Genomic DNA, 17,923 nt, shown 5'->3' on the forward strand with positions numbered 1-17,923 from the left:
GCGGGATGGCGTGGCTCTCGCGCCTATTTCACCTTATCCGGAAGGCTAAACGCCACATAGGTGTCGCCCGACTTCGTTTTCATTCGTCCGCCCCCACATGCAATGACAACATATTGCTTCCCATCAACACTGTAAACAGCTGGGGTAGCATAACCGGCAGCAGGAAGGTCTGTTTCAAACAACAGCTTTCCTGTAGTCTTATTAAACGCACGGAATTTTTCATCCCTCGTCGCTGCAATGAATACCACCCCGCCAGCAGTAACAACCGAACCGCCCCAATTTTCGGTTCCCGCGTGAATTCCTTTAGCCTTAAGCTCAGGGTAATCGCCCAGCGGGTTTCTCCAGACCAGTTTACCGGTCGACAAATCTATGGCGCTTAGGGTTCCCCATGGCGGTTTAATACCTGGATAGCCTTCAACCGTTAAAAATTGCTTGTAGCCTGCAAAACGATACGGTGACCGGTAAAAAGGTTTAACTTCTTTAGCAACCGGTTTAAAGCTGCCCCCTTGTTTCGATTTGATATCAAGCAAGTACGAGGCGAGAGCCGTCCTCTCTTGCTCAGAGAACTGCTTAAAAGCTGGCATCATTCTTACTCCTGATGTGATGATATCCTTGAACTGAATCTCATTATATTTCTTTTTCAGATCTACCAGTGAAGGAAAGCTGCCCGCCCCTTTGAGATCAGCTCCGTGGCAGCCGCGGCAGCTTTTAAGGTAAATGCTCTTTCCTGCCTCCAGGTTGGTTTGTGCGCTAACAGGAAGCTTCTCCTTTAAGGTATCGATCATTGTCCCGATCCAGGGCATTTCCGTAGCGTTGATATAAAGAATTCCGGACGAGGGGTCGAAGGATGGGCCGCCCCACTCTGCGCCACCTGTGTAACCCGGAAACACCATGGAGCCCTCAAGACTTGGCGGAATAAACATTCCTCCTCTTTTATATTTCAGGAATCTCTTTTTCAGCTCCTCATAAGATGATTTTGAAACGAGATCGTTCAGATCAGATTCATTAAACTCCTGCCTGGCAAACGGCGGTAAAACCGTTGGCACCGGCTGAGTTGGCGAGGTCTGCTCCCCCGCCAGATCAGAGGCCGGAAATGGCTTTTCGACAATGGGATGCACCGGCTTGCCGGTTTCCCTGTCAAGCATATAAATAAACCCTTGTTTGCTAACCTGCACAACGGCATCAACTTTTCTGCCATCTTTTTTGATGGTAACCAGTACGGGTGCTGTTGGAAAGTCATAGTCCCAAAGATCATGATGCACGCCCTGGAAATGCCACTTGTAGGTACCTGTAGCCGCGTCCAGCGCCAGCACACTGTTTGAAAACAAATTGTCACCTTTCCGCTTACCGCCATAAAAGTCAGGTACTGCGGATCCCGTTGACGCAAATACCATCCCGCGTTCTTCATCCACGCTGAGACCACCCCAGGCATTGGCACCGCCAACAAATTTATAAGCCTCCGGATCTTCCCAGGAGTCATACCCAATCTCACCCGGCTGTGGTATTGTACGAAACATCCATTTCATCTCTCCCGTGCGCACATCATACGCCCTTATATTCCCCGGAGCCGATTCTTCAGATTCTGAAAGGCTTGTGCCTAATATGATCAGGTCCTTGTAAATTACCCCCGGTGAGGTAGATGTAACCCTCAGGTTTGTAATATCACGGCCCATTTCTAATCCGTCGTGCAGTGGTACGCGTCCCTCCTTGCCGAATGTTGAAACAATCTGTCCCGTTTTACTATTCACACAGAACAGCGATGAACCTACTGTATAGTACAAAAGATGCTCGCCATTTTTCTCTTTAAGAAGAGCAATTCCCCTGCATGCATTCATGCCATAACTCTGACGGTTCTGATTATCGATCTCCATCATCGGAACAGGGTCAAATTGCCATTTCTCCTGGCCGGTGGCCGCATCTGCGGCAAATAACTTAAGCTTGGGCGAAACTCCATAAAGCACCCCATCAACGATAAGCGGGTTAGCCTGGATCTGTCCCGAGGACGCTTCCCCGTCACGTGTATGGTAAGTCCATGCAACCTTTAACTGGTCCACATTGCTGGTATCTATCAAATCTAACGCAGAGTATTGAATGCGCTCCTTGCTCCCGCCGTAAACGTCCCATTCTCCCTTGTCTTTATCTTTACAGGAAACGACCAGGAGGGCCATAAATATCCAATAGATCGAAAGTCTCTTCATGTTTAAAATTCAAAGTCGGTTTGTGGTTTACTTATCAGGTTGTAATTCTATATAGTCTGACAGCGTTATCATGGAATAATTTCTTCTGATCAATAAATGATCTCTTAGACACTACGGATTTAAGAACGCCTACCCAGGTTTTAATATCTGTAGCTCCCAGACACCAGGGCCAGTCTGAAGCAAACATAACCCTATCAGGCCCAAAAATATCAAGGCATTGATTGATCGCCGGGCCCAGGTTCTCCGCGGTGACCGGGAGCCCTTTGACCCGGGTTGCAATTCCGGAGATCTTTAGAGCTGTATTTTTAAGCGACGCAAGCGCAGTCATATTTTTCACCCATTCACCGGCGTCATGACTTGCCTTACCATAAGCATCAGTTTTTAAAAACGCTCTGGGATCTACATTTGCGCAATGATTTATCATAAATGCGGTACCGGGACAAGCTTTCGCCAATTCGTAAATTGCCGGAAGCCAGGATGGCATCAGGGTAAAGTCCATGCTCATATTCATCTCGCCCAGGGCCTTCACATTTTTTATAAGCTGATCAGACATCAAGGATTCCTGTGAGCTGAAAGAAGGCCGGATACCTTTGATGCAGGGTGAAGTCTTAAACTGCGACATATAATTTACAAATCCAGGATCGTAAATATCAGCCTTGATGACCGCACCTGCAGTTATTATAGAATTGTCTTTGCACATCTCTATTGCGTACAGTGCTTCCTCGTGACGTTTTTCGGTTGGCACTGCTACTTCCACGTACACAGCCTTAACAAAATTAAGTCCGCTTGTTGCCTCCCGGTATTCTGCAATACCATAGTTTCCACGCACCGGCGGGCGCGACCAGCTTTCACCGAAGCGCTTTACATCCACAAGATGCTGATGCGTATCTACAATAGGTAGGCGCCTTGCCGGTTCAGCGAGGGCTGCATTTAATAATGAGCCCCCTTTAACTGACGCGATTGTCACAACTGAGGCAGCCATTAAAAATCTCTTTCTATTCATAACAATAATTTAAAAGCAATATACTCGAATGGAACCTTATTTCAGCATAAAGGGGGTGTATTACTACTGAAAAAGACAGGTAAGAAGTAATAAAAGGCTCAAACGGATTCGCAGCACACGCAGGGCTTTCTTTATCTGGTTTGAGACCGTTTGCTCGGAGATGTCCATCGCAACAGCAATTTCCTTGTAACTAAGGAAGTTACGCCGGCTAAGTATAAACACTTCTCTCATCCTGGGCGGCAATGCATCAATCTCCCTTTCTATCATCACTTTCAGATCATGCTCGCGAATAAGAAAATCAGCAGAGATCTCTGCATCATCAATAAAATTCTGAAGGGAATCAACATACCTGGATTCAACTTTCTTATGCGAGAAAAGATCCAGGGCCCTGTTTCTCACAGCTGTAAAAAGGTATGACGCAAGAGAGCGTTCTAATCTAAACTCGAACCGCTTGTTCCAGAGGGTTATTAGTACGTCCTGAACGATATCTTCAGACTCTTGCCTGTTATATAATTTCTTATTCGCATAGATGTATAGCAAACTATGGTAACGCTCATAAATTTCGGTATATGCCATATCATCCCCCTGGCTCAAAAGCGAGCTCAACTCCTGATCGGTATACCTTTGATAAGCGGACATTTGTTAAAAGCGAACAACCGAATATAATGAAAACTTTTTGGTTTTAAAGTAGTTAAGCATTCTGAAATTCTGGTATTATCTTTCAAATTTTTATCACTCAGCTATGACGAATAGAAATGAGAACGCGCCCATGACAGGCATTGCCTGTACTACAAAATTCATCCTGTATGATCAGACGTCCAACCGACCCCGAAGGTGGTCGTATATTTATAGAAAGCATTCATAATAATTTATCGGACCAGAATCAAGTTCTATAAACATTTGACCCGTTCGGGGTCATTACAATGCTTTTTAAACTAATAGCGGTGTGTTTACCACGTCCGGTCCTTCAACAGCTCCTGCATCTCTTCTTTTGAAAACGGCAGCTTGCCAGGATTAGCGCTTATCCACTTCGCAAAATCGGCTTCAATTTCCGGTGTCCAACGGGCATCTACCTGGCCGGACGTATATTTACCTTCTTTAAGTCTTATCTGACCGAACTCGTCGCGCACCAAAACCAGCTCTCCCGTCTTCACAACCCGTTCTACAACATGCGGCGGGATAAATACCACACCATCCAGGTGACCGAGCACCACATCGCCCGGCAGCACCGTGACCGGTCCGATCCGGATCGCGACATTGACAGCTTTAAGCATCATCTCCTGCTGGTATGAAGGGTGGTCGCCACGTACAAAAGATGTAAAGCCCGGCATTGCCTCAAGGTCCCGTAGATCCCGAACCGCCCCATTGAACACCACGCCATTACCTGATTTAGAAAGAATAGCAGTCCCAAGGTTACTTCCAATGATCGGACCGTTGTCTATTTTGCCATACGAATCGGCAACGTATACATCTCCCATTGACAGCATATCTATCGGCCAGGACACCATATCGCCTTTGCGGCCTGCTTTCGCACCTTGTTCTTCCAGCTTCTCCCGCACCTCAGGCCTCAAAGGCATGTACTGTGCTGTCAGGGCCCGGCCAACCAGCACTTCCCCTTCGCGGATGTTCTTCCAGTTTTTCTCATACTGGTGGGTATAGCCCTCAGCCCTGAGAACACCCCAGGCCTGTTCTAAAGGCACCCGTTTTAAACGCTTTAATAAATCGTCAGAAACCTTAGGCCGGCCATCCGGGAAGCGCTCACCCTTCCATTTCGGAGTCAGGTCGAGCATCTCCTGGCGGCTAAGCGTCAGGTTCTGTGCGTGCAGTAACGGTGAAATAAGTAAGAGGATGGCAATCAGCCGGAATTTAAAAACACTTGTATTCATACTTTATTCAGTAAATATTTAAAATCATCAACTTATTCGTCGCAGGAACATATTAATTCTTCAGCCAATCCCGGATAGTATAGATCTTTCCATTCTTGATCACCTGGTTCACCTTCATCGCATCCTGAACCCGCTTCAATGGGTCGCCGTCGACAACGATAAGGTCGGCAAGCTTATTTTCCTCTATGCTCCCAAGGTCCTTTGCTACGCCGACAGCTTCTGCAGCCCGGATAGTTGCCGATTGCAATGCCTTAAATGGCGAGATGCCAGCTTCGGCATACACCCATATCTCCGCATGAAGACTGCTTCCAAAGGGCGCAAAGGGCGCATCGGTCCCGGCTGTGATCCGGCCACCGGCATCCGAGATCTGCTTGAGTGTTTTCAAAAGCGCCTTATAGTTCTCGTCTGCCCTGGGCGTCCGCGCTGAGTCATACTGGTTTGCCTGGGTATGCAAGCCCCGGAGAAACTCCGGTGTCAGGAACTTCCTGTTCCGGTCGTCGTCCAACAGCTCATCATATTTTTTAGCCAGGCGCGGATACCCGGTTCTCAGGCAGGCTGTAGGCGTAACATTAATGCCCGACCTTACGATCAGCTGCACTACATCCGAATAGCTCCTGAAGTTAGCATCAAGCAACAGGGAATAGCCCCTGCGGCTTGTTCCCGAAAGATGTTCTATAGCGTCCACATTATATTTAGTTGCAGGATATAGTTCGTGCGAAGACAGGGGGATACCCAGCTGGTGTGCGCCGGCTGTGAGCACCTTCTGTATTGAATCCGGCATCCTCACATAGGTCTTGATCAGGTCGTAATTCAGGCGCTTTGCGCGGTCCAGCTCCATGCGGATATGGTTCTTCTCCGTCACGCTGTTTGCAAGACCGTATGCAACCCGGGTGCCCTCGGTTAACCCCCCGGTAAAGAACAAACGCGGCCCCGGACGCACGCCGCTTTCCCAGGCCTCCTTGCGCTCAAGCGCATCATACGGATCTGCTCCCGGTTCTCTTACGGATGTGATGCCGTAAGACAGCCAGATCTTCCCAAGCTTTTCGCCCACATTGGAGCTCTGGTGGGAATGCATTTCAAACAGACCCGGCATAACTACCTTTCCGGATGCATCCACCACCCTGACACCTCGCTGATGGCTGCTATGCGGCCTTATCCCGGCTATACGGTTACCTTTAATATAAATGTCGACATTGCTTTGGTAAGAATTATCTATGCCGTTAAAAAGCTTGCCTGCGTGAACGATATACTCATCTGCCGGAAGAGAGCTCTTCCAGTTAAGGTTTACGGGAATATCCGAGATCTTGCCTGTAACAACGTCGATCTTCTTTAGCCTGTCGGTAGCGATAAATACGATATTTCTTGAATCGCCCGTCCAGCTTAGATTATCGGCAAGCTCGTTCGTCAGCTTTTTCTCTTCACCATTGATCCTGCCATCAGGCGTTACGGGAATCATCCAGAGGGTTCCATCTTTAACGTAAGCCATGCTCTTTCCGTCGGGCGACCATGCCGGACCGCCCTGGTTACGCACGCCCAGGGGTTTATCAGGGTCGGGACTCACTATTGCTGACGACTGGTCTTTTACAGACACCAGCATAAATGCATTAAAGCCTTCACGAAACCTGGTTGAATGAGGCTTCAGAGCCATAAGGGCTAATTTAGTACCGTCAGGCGACCAATCGGCCTTGCTGGGAACTGCAACTGCCTTATTTACTACGCGGTACTCCCCGCTTTCCACATCCGCCACATTCAATATCGCCGGGCCCCATTTCTTCATGTAATGCATTGTATAAAATGCAATTGTCTTACCGTCCGGCGACCAGCTTGGGAAGGAGGTGTCTTCTTTCAGTTCCGGACTAAGCTGACGGCTTTTGTTGGTTTTGAGATCATGCAGCCAGATACTCATAAAGCCCTCCCGGTCAGATATATATGCGAGAGTTTGTCCGTCGGGCGACCATTCCGGCTCAAGATCAACAAAAGGATCATTTGTCAGCTGAATGAGCTTCCCGTTTATTTCTTGTATATAAATATTACCCAGGGCTCCGAACGCTACCTTCGATCCATCCGGTGAAACCACGGGTCCGGCAATTCCAAGCGCCTTTTGGCTGGAAGTATTATCGAAATCGTATTTCTTCCGGGGATAAGATCTTCGCCCCAGTGAAAATGTGGCTTCAAACGGGATTACCGAAGTAGTGTTTACCGACAGACTTCTCTGTTTGATCTTCCCATCTCCCGAATAGATGATTTTGTCCGTGCCTGTCCAATTAGGCCTGAACGGGAAAAGGTCCTCGTCTCCTTTAGATACCTGTTCCAGTTTTCCGCTCCCGGCGTCGGCCACGTACAGGTAACTGGTATTACGGTCGTCGAAAAGCATGGACTTGCCTGTAAAAGCAACAAAAGCCAGCGATTTATCATCGGGGCTCCAGGAAGGCGCAGCGATTCTTAAGTCACTGGATATTAACAGCTTTTCGACTGCATTCTCAAGAACATATACACCAGCCTTTTCACGCTGAGAAACGAATGCGACCTTTCTGCCGCTGCGGGAGTATGCAGGATTCGAATCATTTGCAGGATCAGTGCTAAGTTGTTTTAACCTGCCGCCTGACAGTTCAATTTCCCAGATATCGTAATTACCGCTTCTATCTGACGAAAATACTACAGATCGGCCGTCGGGCGACCAGTCCGGCTCGCGGTTATCAGACAGGCCGGATGTAAGCTGTTTCAAGCCGGTGCCATCTTTCCGTATTGTCCAGATATGATAATTACCATCACGGTAGGAATGAAAAACAATCTGCTGGCCATCCGGCGACCAGGCGGGTTCCTGGGAATCGCCCATTTCGTCAGTAACAGTCCTGGCCTTTCCGCCCTTTGCGGGAATCGTCCAGATCGTGCCCTGAAGGGCTATTGCAATAGTAGCTTTATCAGGTGAAAGTGCAACAGCCATATTTGTGCCTTCTGTGACCGTGACCATGACGTCGCCGTCCTGGGCAGGTTTATATGACAAACTCAACAAGGCGAGTAACAGCAGGATTATATTTTTATACTTCATTCCGGATCAAATAGTTTTAGTAAATGTTGGTATCTTATAGTCTTAAATTCTTTTCGAAAGCGCTAGCCGGACCTTGCTTTTGTAAGCACTTCTTCCATACTGACAGGTAATCCACCCCTTCTCTTGCTTTCGTCGGCAGCTTCCATAAAGACATGAATTGCCAGCGTTTCCTCCAGGCTGACAGGCGAAACTCCAGTGCTGAAAAACTTGAGCATATCTCTTACAAGAGGCCTGTGGCCTACATCATTGAAAGATCCCGCAGGAAGGATTTCGTTTGCCCCGTAGACAATGCCGCTATGCGTAACCTTACCTTTCCGGATCCCCCTGTAAGTGCCGAGCCGGTCATTATCCCAAGTCCCGATCACTATATCGGTGTTTGCCGTGTTCTTTCGCTGAACGGTCCTGCAATCCTTGCCCATGATGGTGAACAATATTTCCACCCCGTGAATGCCATACCAGTAAAAATCGGGGTGAGTAGGCTCCAGGGGTGCACCGCTATACGAATCAGCGCCAAGCACCTCTCCCGCCGCACCGCTCCGGGCTGCCTGCGCACCCTTAAGGTAGCGCGTTGGCGAAGAGGAAAATATGGGCGTCCTGTATTTTTTAGAAGCCTCCATAATCGATATCACATCTTTCAGCGATGCCGCAAAAGGCTTATTAACGAATAAAGGCTTACCAGCCTTAAGCACCTCGATCGCCTGCTCCAGCCTGGAATGCCCGTCAAAGGTCATCAGCATCACCGCGTCGACCTCTTTTAAAAGCTCCGCGATTGAGCCGGCCAGCCTGATCCCGTTCTCCTTCATTTTATTGATGTAGAACGGGATCTGCTTCATGCTGGATTCGATTTTACGGCTGCCATACGGATACGCTGCCGTCACCCTGAAACCTTCAAAACTACTATCCCACTCGGGCTGAACTACATCGTAGCCCGGACCCGGGATGTTATTGATATGGCTTAATATCATTGTCACCTGCGAGGTATCCAGGCCAATGATGCCGATCCTCATATTCTTGCTGAGACTGCTGCCAAAAGCAGGCGCAACGGCCAAAGCGCTCATGCCAATTCCGCCAACAGCCAGGTCACTGATAAATTTCCGCCTGTGAATTACTTTCATTCTCATAGTTCCTGGCTCACAGCCCATAACTCATAGCTCATAACCCATAGCTCATAACCCATAACTCACGAAAGAACCTCCAGTAACCTGTCAATATCAGCAAGGTTATTATAGATCGAAGGCGAAATCCGGAGCTTGTTCCCGAAACGCATGGCCACATGAATTTTGGCCGCCCGCAGCTTCTTCATCGTCTCATCCGGGTTTTTAGCTATGAAAACAATTATCGGGCTCTTATTTCCCTCTGGGGTGATGGTTTGATAACCCAAACGCGGCATCTCTTTCGCAAGCTTACTTGTAAGCGTGCGATTGTGATTTTGGATATTGTTAACCCCCAGTTCGTGGATATATTTTAAGGATGCGATGGCACAGGAAACGCCCTCATAAGACGGATAGCTCACCTCGTACATACCAGGCCCGGTTGTCGGTTTAAAAATGATCTCTGGCAGATTGGGATCAACCTTATCCGTCCATGGTGCGTAATTATAGGTTATACCGCCATTATGGTGAGTAGTGCGAACCACGGTATCCTGCAGGTCTTTACGCACATACATGAAACCGAAACCTTTGCTTCCCATCAGCCATTTAAATGTTGAGCAGGCTGCAATATCGATGCCCATTGCTTTAACGTCAACTGGAACAGCGCCGACACCCTGGATAAAATCCACATAGAGTATCGCACCGTTAGCATGAGCCAGGTCGCTGATAGCTTTCACATCTTCTACAACAAAGCCGTTAACGTTCGATACCAGCGTAATCGCGACAAGCTTCGTATTCTTGTCAATCACACCCTCGAAATCCTTGACGTTAAATTTCCAGTCATTGTGCTTAATTATTTTAACCTTCAAGCCGTCGCGTTGCTCACGCATCTTGAAACTATATAGGCTCGCCGAATAGTGCAGGTCGGTAGTAACCAAATTTCCGCCTTTGAAATCCATCCCGTTAAGGATATTGTTTTCGGCCTCTACCGTCGTGCGGGCAAAGGCAATCTCATCAGGATCGGCGTTGATCAGCTTGGCAAAACTAGCCTTACAGTCAAGCCGCGTGTCATTCCATAGCGGCCACCAGGGCTCGCCAACCTCGTTCTTAGCCCATTCAGCGTAACGGTGCAGTGCCGCGGCTGTGTAAATGTTTATAGGATGCGTGGAAGCATTGTCCATGTAAATTTCTTGCTTAACACGCGGGAAGTCCTCCCTTATACGGTTAAAATCTGGTGCCGGACCCGAAATATGGGCCGGCATTACGTCGGGGTTTATGCCTGCTGTTTCTTCAGGTTTAAACGAAAGGGATCCCAGACCCAGGGAGGCTACCCCTGCGCCGGCAATAGATTTTAAAAAGGCTGATCTTTCCATAGTTAATAATTTGTCCAAAATGCCTTTCGGCACAGTTTTAAGTTAAACACTCTTGTTAGGTCCCTGCAAAGGGAAATATGGGAGTGCCTGGACACTCCCTTTAAATTTATTAATATCCTGGATTCTGAGTCATTTTAGGGTTCACATCAATTTCAGATTGTGGAATTGGCAGGAGGTATTTCCGTGCCGGGTAAAAAGTCCTGTTTTCAACCACAATATAACCATTCCCCCAGGTAACTTCACCGGTAGTTGTATTTACAGTTCCCAGGCGGCTTCCCTGGTACGGACCGGCCATAACGGTGGGTCCCAGATCCCAGCGCTTAATATCGAAATACCTCAATCCTTCGAACGCAAGCTCTACGCGTCTTTCGCGGCGAACCAGCTCCCGGGTCAGCGCTGTAGCCTTGATATGTCCGGCACGCGTTCTCAGCCTGTTCAGGTACTCCAGGCCAAGTACCTGGTTCTTCCCAGCCTCAACCGCTGCCTCAGCATAGGTTAAATACATTTCCGCCAAACGGATCACCATGATAGGCGCATCAAAATTCTGACGTTCAGCATTCTGGATCAGCGGGTCGAGATATTTCCTGGACATCTGCCCGGCTTTAGACCCGTCGTTCAGGTAATAATCCGGGTTAGAAGCACCATTGATCTGCGGGTTAAGCGCAGTATAGATACGACCGAACCACATTGAACCCGGGTAAGCTATAGACATTGCCAGTCGCGGATCCCTGTTTTCAAATGGTTTGTCCGGATTGTAAGCAGGGTCCTGTGTGATCGGAAGCCCGTTGCTTGTTTCAAAAGCGTCAACCATGCTCCTGGAGACTGCATTTTCAGCGTACCCCCCTTTGAAAGACGGCAGGCGCTGCCAGGGAATACTGGTGAAATAATCATTTTGGATGTGCTGGATCTCGGCGATCGACTCCTTATTGTTCGCCTTATTCTGGCGATAGAACAGCTGCTCAAAATTAGGATATAGTTCATATACCCCCTGGTCGATCACTGCTTTTGACGATACCATTGCATCATCATATTTTCCCATGTAAAGTTCCAGCCTCGCCTTTAGCGCCAGCGCTGCGCCGGCAGTAATATGACCCTTTGAGGTAATTACATTCTGCACCGGCAGTATCTTGCTGATCTTATCGAGCTCGTCCAGGATAAAAGCCTGGATCTGGGCCGCAGGAGTGCGGGCAGGGAGCTCAGTAGAGGGAATTACGGTAGTAATAAGCGGCATATCCCCAAAGAACATTACTTTAAGGAAATAATCATAAGCACGCAGGAAACGGACTTCTGCTTTAAGCTTGTCCTTTAAAGCCTGATTCAGGTTTGTCTGGTCTACATTTTCAAGAAAGCTGTTGTATTTACGGATCTGCACGTAGCTGAACGCACGCAGGCCCGTACCTACCAGCACATTTTGCGGAGAAACAGTGCCGTTACCCACCTGCTGATAACCGGTAACTGCCAGGTGACTGTAATCGTTGTCGGTCATGGCATCGCCCATAACGATGTTCATTCCATTTTCCCAGCCTCTGTAGGCGCCGGCAAGAGCCATATTTACGTCGTTCTCGGTTTTCCAGAACGTAGGCCCGCTGAGCTGATCATTGGGCACAGCATCCAGAAACTTATCGGTGCAGGATAACCCGCAGCCAACAAAGATCATCAGGACTATATATTTTAGATTTTTCATGATTTCTATCTTTTTAAATTTAAGATTGCAGTTCATTTCTGTTCCTTTAGAAATTGACGTTAAGGCCTACAGTATAAAATTTAACCTGCGGATAGCTCCAGCCTGAAGCACCGCCAAACACGTGGCCATGGAATGGCGTGGTATTAGCCTCCGGGTCGAAGCCGTCCGGGAATTTAGTGGATGTGAACAGGTTTTCCCCGCTGACATATACCCGGGCACGGGATAGAAATATCGATTTGGTCAGTGATGATGGTAATGTGTACCCCAGCTGGATATTCTTCATCCTGAAATACGAGGCATCATGAATGGAGAAGCCGCTTGAAACCACGTTCTTGCCCCCTGCACCCCCTTCGAGAAGAGTTTTTGGAAAGTATCCTTGCTTAACAACTGCCCCGTTCTGCACGATCATCCGGTCAAGGTGCATGCGCAGGGCCTTGCCATTACGCATAAAAGGCATATAGCCACGCACCCTCAGGTACCGGCTTACCTCTTCAACACCATGGAAGAACGTAGAGAAATCGAGTCCTTTATATTTGAAACCAAGATTAAAGCCATAAGTGTATTTTGGGACTGTATTGCCCAAAACAACGCGATCCTGCCCGTCTATCTTGCCATCTGCATTCTGATCTTTAAACCTTAGGTCGCCGGCACCCACATTAGGATTATGCACCGCCAATGTTTTGGCCTCAGCATCTGTCTGGAAATAACCGATCCACTCGTATCCTATATAAGAATTCCATGGAGTGCCCTTTTCACGGACGATACCGCCACCTTCACCTCCTATTTCAAAGATATCGCGGCTATGGTACTTCTCCACGTTATTCTTGTTGTAGGAGCCGTTAAGCGAAACATTGTATTGGAAGTCGCCAATCGAGTTCGAGTATCTCATCTCCGTCTCGATCCCTTTATTGCTCATCGCGCCGGCATTAACAGTTGGTGCAGGAAGCCCGAAGGTGCCGGACACAGGTACCACGGTCAGGATGTCATCCGTATAGCGGTCGTACAGGTCCAGGCTCATGGATAGTGAGTTCTTCAGGAACTTAAAATCAAAACCGAGATTTTTCTCTGTTGTTGTTTCCCAGGTGATGTCCGGGTTATTGGCAATAGTTTGTGCCGCGCCGCCCGCTACCGCGCCGCCGAAAGAATAGTTCTGGCCAAGGGTGATCAGCGGTGTATAAAGGAAGTTAGCTATACGGTGGTTACCGAGCTGGCCCCATGATGCCCTGATCTTCATAAAGTTCAGCCATTGGGAATCCTTCAGGAAATTCTCATCGGTTACTACCCATCCTGCAGAGAATGATGGGAACCAGCCCCAGCGCTTGCCGCTGGCAAACTTAGAAGATCCGTCGCGGCGGATATTAGCTTCAAAGAGATATTTCCCTTTGAAATCATAATTCAGGCGCGCAAAGTATGAGCCCAGGGTTGCGCGGTTATTCGTACCGCCATTCCGCAGGCCTGCAGTGCTTCCTGCATTGATCGCAGTAAGGTCGTTCGAGGGGAAATCAAGCCTGTAGGCCATAGTTCCGCTGAAACGCTCTGCACGGCTTGAGGTACCTACTAATCCTTTAAAGGAATGGCTACCTAGGCGCTTGTCGTAAGTTAGCAGCGACTCCAGGTCGATGATGCTGAAGCGATTTACATCCTCCTGGTTTGATGCAGGCCCGGAAACCTGCCCGCCGCCATAGGTAAACTGCGAAATATGATTGGTGATCTCATAAAACGTATAGTCAATACTTGCCCTGTTCCGCCATGAAAGACCTTCAACGATCTTAGCATCAGAGAAAAGTGTAGAGACCAGCTTGCTTTCCTTGGTCTTTCTTAAATTCCCGTTATCGATCCAGGCGGCAAAATTGCCCAAAGGATATTCTCCCGACCAGGAGCCGTCTGCCAGGCGTATCTTTTGTGTTGGCGGGACATGCATCACAGAATTATAGAATTGCTGAAGGTCGCCGCCTCTTGTCAGCTCAGGACCAGTCAGCGGTATCGTGTTCACGGCATAAGACGCAGCACTGTTGAAGCCTACGTTCAGCCACTTGGTCATCTTGTTATCAAGGTTTAAACGGAAGTTTCCCTGGTCGGCATCAACTGATTTTATAACTCCTCTCTGCTGGTTGTATGCCATCGAGATATTATATCGTGTTTGCTCTGTACCGCCTGAAAAATCAAGGCCATGGTACTGGGAAGCGCCGGATCCGGAATAAAGTTCGGCCATCCAGTCGCTGCTTGGAAAATTAGGATCATTACCTGCTGCGTATTTGGCTATGGCGTCGGCTGTAAACGTCGGCGCCAGGCCGGCATTCTGCCTGGCTTCATTATGCAGGGTCGCGTAATCCGCTGAGCCGAGAAAATCGGGTACCGAGGTAGGCTTCTGGTTCGCAAAATAAGTATTGTAGCCAACGCGGATAGGTCCCGCCTTACCGCGTTTGGTGGTTACCAGCATGACCCCGTTCGCAGCACGGGTGCCATAGATCGAAGCAGATGCAGCATCCTTCAGCACACTGATGCTTTCTATATCGAAAGGATTGATGTTATCCATAGACGATTCCATTCCGTCGATGATGACCAGCGGCTGGGAATCGCCCATACTGCCCTGCCCGCGGATAAGGATATTCATCCCTTCGGCGCCGGGCTGCCCGGAGTTCTGGTGTACAAAAACGCCGGACACCTGCCCTTCAAGCAGCGCAGCTACGTTAGTGGCAGGGCGTGAAGACATTGCTTTGTCCACATCGACCGTAGAAACAGAACCGGTCAGGTTGGCCAGATTAGAAGTTCCGTAACCAATAACAACCACTTCACTGAGGGCAGTGTTGGCTTCTTCGAGCTGAATATTGATAGAAGTGCGATTATTAACGCTTACCTCCAGTGTGTTATAACCAATGTAGGTGAACACCAGCACAGCGGAATTCTCCGGAATGGTCAGGGTATAGTTACCGTTAAGATCTGTCGACGTTCCGGCATTACTGCCCTTAACTTTAATACTTACCCCGGGCAAGGTTACACCCGATTTGTCGGTCACCCGCCCAGTGATGGTCACCGGAGGAGCTTCTTCGATCTTCGAGAAGATATCCGCTTTAGGCTTAACAAAAAGCGTCTGCTTCTTTTTCACGATCACCGTATTGTCGGTAATGAAATAGGTCAATGGCTGGTCCTTAAAGCTTTTCGCAAGAACCTCCTCGAGCGTCGAATTCCTGAACTGTGCATTTACCGGCCGGGCCAGCTTCAGCATTTCAGCGTCGTAAACGAATTCGTATTTACTCTGGCTGCTGATAGACCAGAATAGCTGCTCCAGGGAGACGTTTTTCTGGGACAAGGTAATCTTTTGAGCATACCCCACAGCACTGGCCTGAAGAATCGTGGTGACCAATATGATAAGAGTAAGTTTCATAATCACTAGTAGTTTATAGGGTGTGGAAAAATGTTCCCTATGCATCCTATGAGGAGAAAGTTTCATATATTTGCTTCGTTTAGGTTTAAAGTTTGTCGATATCGCATTATTTATAAGCGGGTAAACCTGACACCTGTCATTGAGACAGAAAGAGCCGGTGGCGTTCGTAGCGCTCCGGTTTTTTTCATGGCACCCGGGTGAGTAAAAGTTCAGGGCATAACGATCAACCTCCTTTCTTTTCCTTGCTCACCAGGAATGAGCTTAAAATGTATAGAACCCGTTGACTCGAGTAATTTCAGCACTTCTGAAACCTTCCTCGAACGGGATATTTTTCCGCCGAACACCTTTCCCATGTCCACCCCCTCGTATTCTACCTTCACCTGGTACCAGCGTGATATCTTTCGCATGATACTGCCGATCTCTTCAGCCTTGAAAATAAAATAACCGTTCTTCCAGGCCGTTGCCCCGTCTATATCCGCTTCTTTAACACTAATATTGTTCTTGCTCACAGAAGATTGCTGACCGGGTTTGATCACTTTACTCCCGTCGCCGCCGCTAACCCGCACCGAGCCCTCGATAAGGGTTGTGTTGGTTGCAAGCTCATCGTCATAGGCCATGATATTAAAACTGGTTCCTAAAACCTCGACCGTCTGCCCGCCGCTGACCACCCTGAAGGGCCTGGAGGCATCGTGACTAACCTCGAAATAGGCTTCGCCCGTTATTTCAACCTTGCGCTCACTTCCGGCAAACTGTACAGGATAACGGAGAGAGGATGCAGAATTTAACCACACCATGCTCCCGTCGGGCAGGTTAACCTGGTATTGACCGCCTACCGGGGTCTCAATTTTATTGTAGGATGCAGGCTGTGCCGGTTGGTTTGTGCCGCTGACCGTATAAACCACCTGCCCGTCCGAGGTCTTTACGATGGATATTCCGGACTCTTTCGCCAGTTCGCCGTTCTGCGCGTCAGTGAGACTGATCTTAGTGCCATCCGCCAGGGTGAGGGTCGCCTTGTTCCCCCCGGGAGCCAGGTCATTCTCCTGCTCCGTTTTCACCATCGTTTCAGGCTCGCCGGGATCGCGGAACAAATAAATTCCTGCTGCAGTAACGATAAGTACCGCAGCAGCAACCAATAAGCGCTGCCACAGGTTTACCCCTTTATGCTTCAGCATCGGTGCGACAGTACGGCGAAATGTGTCTTTCGATTTTAAAAGATGTGCTGCGTCAAGATCGGTAGGCTGGTTTTCATTCAGGTGATGGAACCACTTTTCCACAAGCATCCTTTCCCTGGGGGTGCATGTGCCCGCCTTATATTTCTCAAGTAGTTTTTCTGCGTCTTTCATAAAAGCGGAAAAGTCCTTTCTTTTCTACAACTAAGACGGTCAAACCTGAGGCGGGGGGTATGTGCCCCGAAAATAAATTAAGGCCGCGCTAATACGTTGCCCGCCCGCCCGAAAGATCGAAAGTAAAACCTGTAGTAAAGCTGCACTCCGGTGAAACGATAAAAGCGGCAATGGACGCAGCCTCTTCAAGCTGTCCGCAGCGCTTCATCGGTATCTTATCGGTCATATATTTGACCGTCTCCGCAGGGAGCGCATCCACCATGGCGGTTTGAATCACTGCCGGAGCCAGGGCGTTGACCGTGATTCCCATTTCAGCATACTCCTTACCCTGTACTTTCGTCATCCCGATAACAGCGGCCTTCGAAGCCGAATATGCCAGCATCCCGGCGTTCCCCTCCTTGCCTGATATAGAAGCGATATGCAGTATGCGTCCGAACTTATTTTCAACCATCAAAGGCAGCACGTATTTTGAAGTGAGGAATGAACCGACCAGGTTTACGTCGAAAACGCGGCGAAGGTCTTCCAGGCTTACGTCGTGACTTAAAATATTAGTGCGTCCGGTAATACCCGCGCAATTGATCAGTATATCGATCCTTCCGAAACCGGCAGCAACCTTCGCGATCGCCGATGCAACATCAGCTTCGCTGGTGATATCAAGCGCATAAGCAGCCGCTCCTGTCGTCAGGGTTTTCCTTACGCGCTCCAGCCCCTCCGCATCCCGGTCAAATAAAGCAAGATGCTTAATACCCATTGATGATAATCTGACAGCTATTTCAGCTCCTAATCCCGATGCAGCACCTGTAATTACCGCTACTTGTTCTGTAAACTTTGTTCCCATTTATTATTTGTTCTTAATTCTTTTATTCCCTACCCTCTGTTCTTTACCCATTCCCCGTATCCGGTCCTCGCAC

Annotated in this window: 11 protein-coding genes; all 11 read right to left on the reverse strand. The window is 48.7% G+C overall.

Annotated elements, in window-relative coordinates:
* Window positions 1-23: 23 nt before the first annotated feature.
* Entirely contained in the window at window positions 24-2,198 is a 2,175-nt protein-coding gene (locus tag P2W76_RS03910) for a PQQ-binding-like beta-propeller repeat protein (protein ID WP_276346208.1), read from the reverse strand.
* A gap of 34 nt (window positions 2,199-2,232) precedes the next feature.
* Window positions 2,233-3,201, reverse strand: coding sequence for an amidohydrolase family protein (locus P2W76_RS03915; protein ID WP_276346210.1), 969 nt, complete (start codon window positions 3,199-3,201; stop codon window positions 2,233-2,235).
* Window positions 3,202-3,264: 63 nt separating this feature from the next.
* On the reverse strand, window positions 3,265-3,840 hold the full coding sequence (locus P2W76_RS03920; protein WP_276346213.1) for an RNA polymerase sigma-70 factor: 576 nt from the start codon (window positions 3,838-3,840) through the stop codon (window positions 3,265-3,267).
* Window positions 3,841-4,151: 311 nt separating this feature from the next.
* Window positions 4,152-5,087, reverse strand: coding sequence for an RraA family protein (locus P2W76_RS03925; RefSeq protein ID WP_276346215.1), 936 nt, complete (start codon window positions 5,085-5,087; stop codon window positions 4,152-4,154).
* 52 nt (window positions 5,088-5,139) lie between these two features.
* Complete coding sequence (locus P2W76_RS03930) at window positions 5,140-8,136, reverse strand: amidohydrolase family protein (protein ID WP_276346217.1); 2,997 nt, start codon at window positions 8,134-8,136, stop codon at window positions 5,140-5,142.
* Between the two features lie 62 nt (window positions 8,137-8,198).
* The gene (locus tag P2W76_RS03935) at window positions 8,199-9,251 is read right to left on the reverse strand and encodes a Gfo/Idh/MocA family oxidoreductase (protein WP_276346219.1); all 1,053 of its coding nucleotides are present in this window, start codon (window positions 9,249-9,251) and stop codon (window positions 8,199-8,201) included.
* A gap of 65 nt (window positions 9,252-9,316) precedes the next feature.
* A complete protein-coding gene (locus P2W76_RS03940) occupies window positions 9,317-10,600 on the reverse strand; it encodes an aminotransferase class V-fold PLP-dependent enzyme (RefSeq protein WP_276346221.1) in 1,284 nt (427 codons plus the stop codon).
* 109 nt (window positions 10,601-10,709) lie between these two features.
* Window positions 10,710-12,284 carry a RagB/SusD family nutrient uptake outer membrane protein gene (locus tag P2W76_RS03945; RefSeq protein WP_276346223.1) on the reverse strand — a complete coding sequence of 525 codons (1,575 nt, stop codon included), beginning with the start codon at window positions 12,282-12,284 and terminating at the stop codon, window positions 10,710-10,712.
* Between the two features lie 46 nt (window positions 12,285-12,330).
* Window positions 12,331-15,669, reverse strand: coding sequence for a TonB-dependent receptor (locus P2W76_RS03950; protein WP_276346224.1), 3,339 nt, complete (start codon window positions 15,667-15,669; stop codon window positions 12,331-12,333).
* A gap of 209 nt (window positions 15,670-15,878) precedes the next feature.
* Entirely contained in the window at window positions 15,879-17,012 is a 1,134-nt protein-coding gene (locus P2W76_RS03955; protein WP_276346225.1) for a FecR family protein, read from the reverse strand.
* A gap of 88 nt (window positions 17,013-17,100) precedes the next feature.
* Window positions 17,101-17,850 carry an SDR family NAD(P)-dependent oxidoreductase gene (locus P2W76_RS03960; protein WP_276346226.1) on the reverse strand — a complete coding sequence of 250 codons (750 nt, stop codon included), beginning with the start codon at window positions 17,848-17,850 and terminating at the stop codon, window positions 17,101-17,103.
* Window positions 17,851-17,923: the final 73 nt, after the last annotated feature.

The sequence above is a fragment of the Daejeonella sp. JGW-45 genome (assembly GCF_029360805.1).
Classification (GTDB): domain Bacteria; phylum Bacteroidota; class Bacteroidia; order Sphingobacteriales; family Sphingobacteriaceae; genus Daejeonella.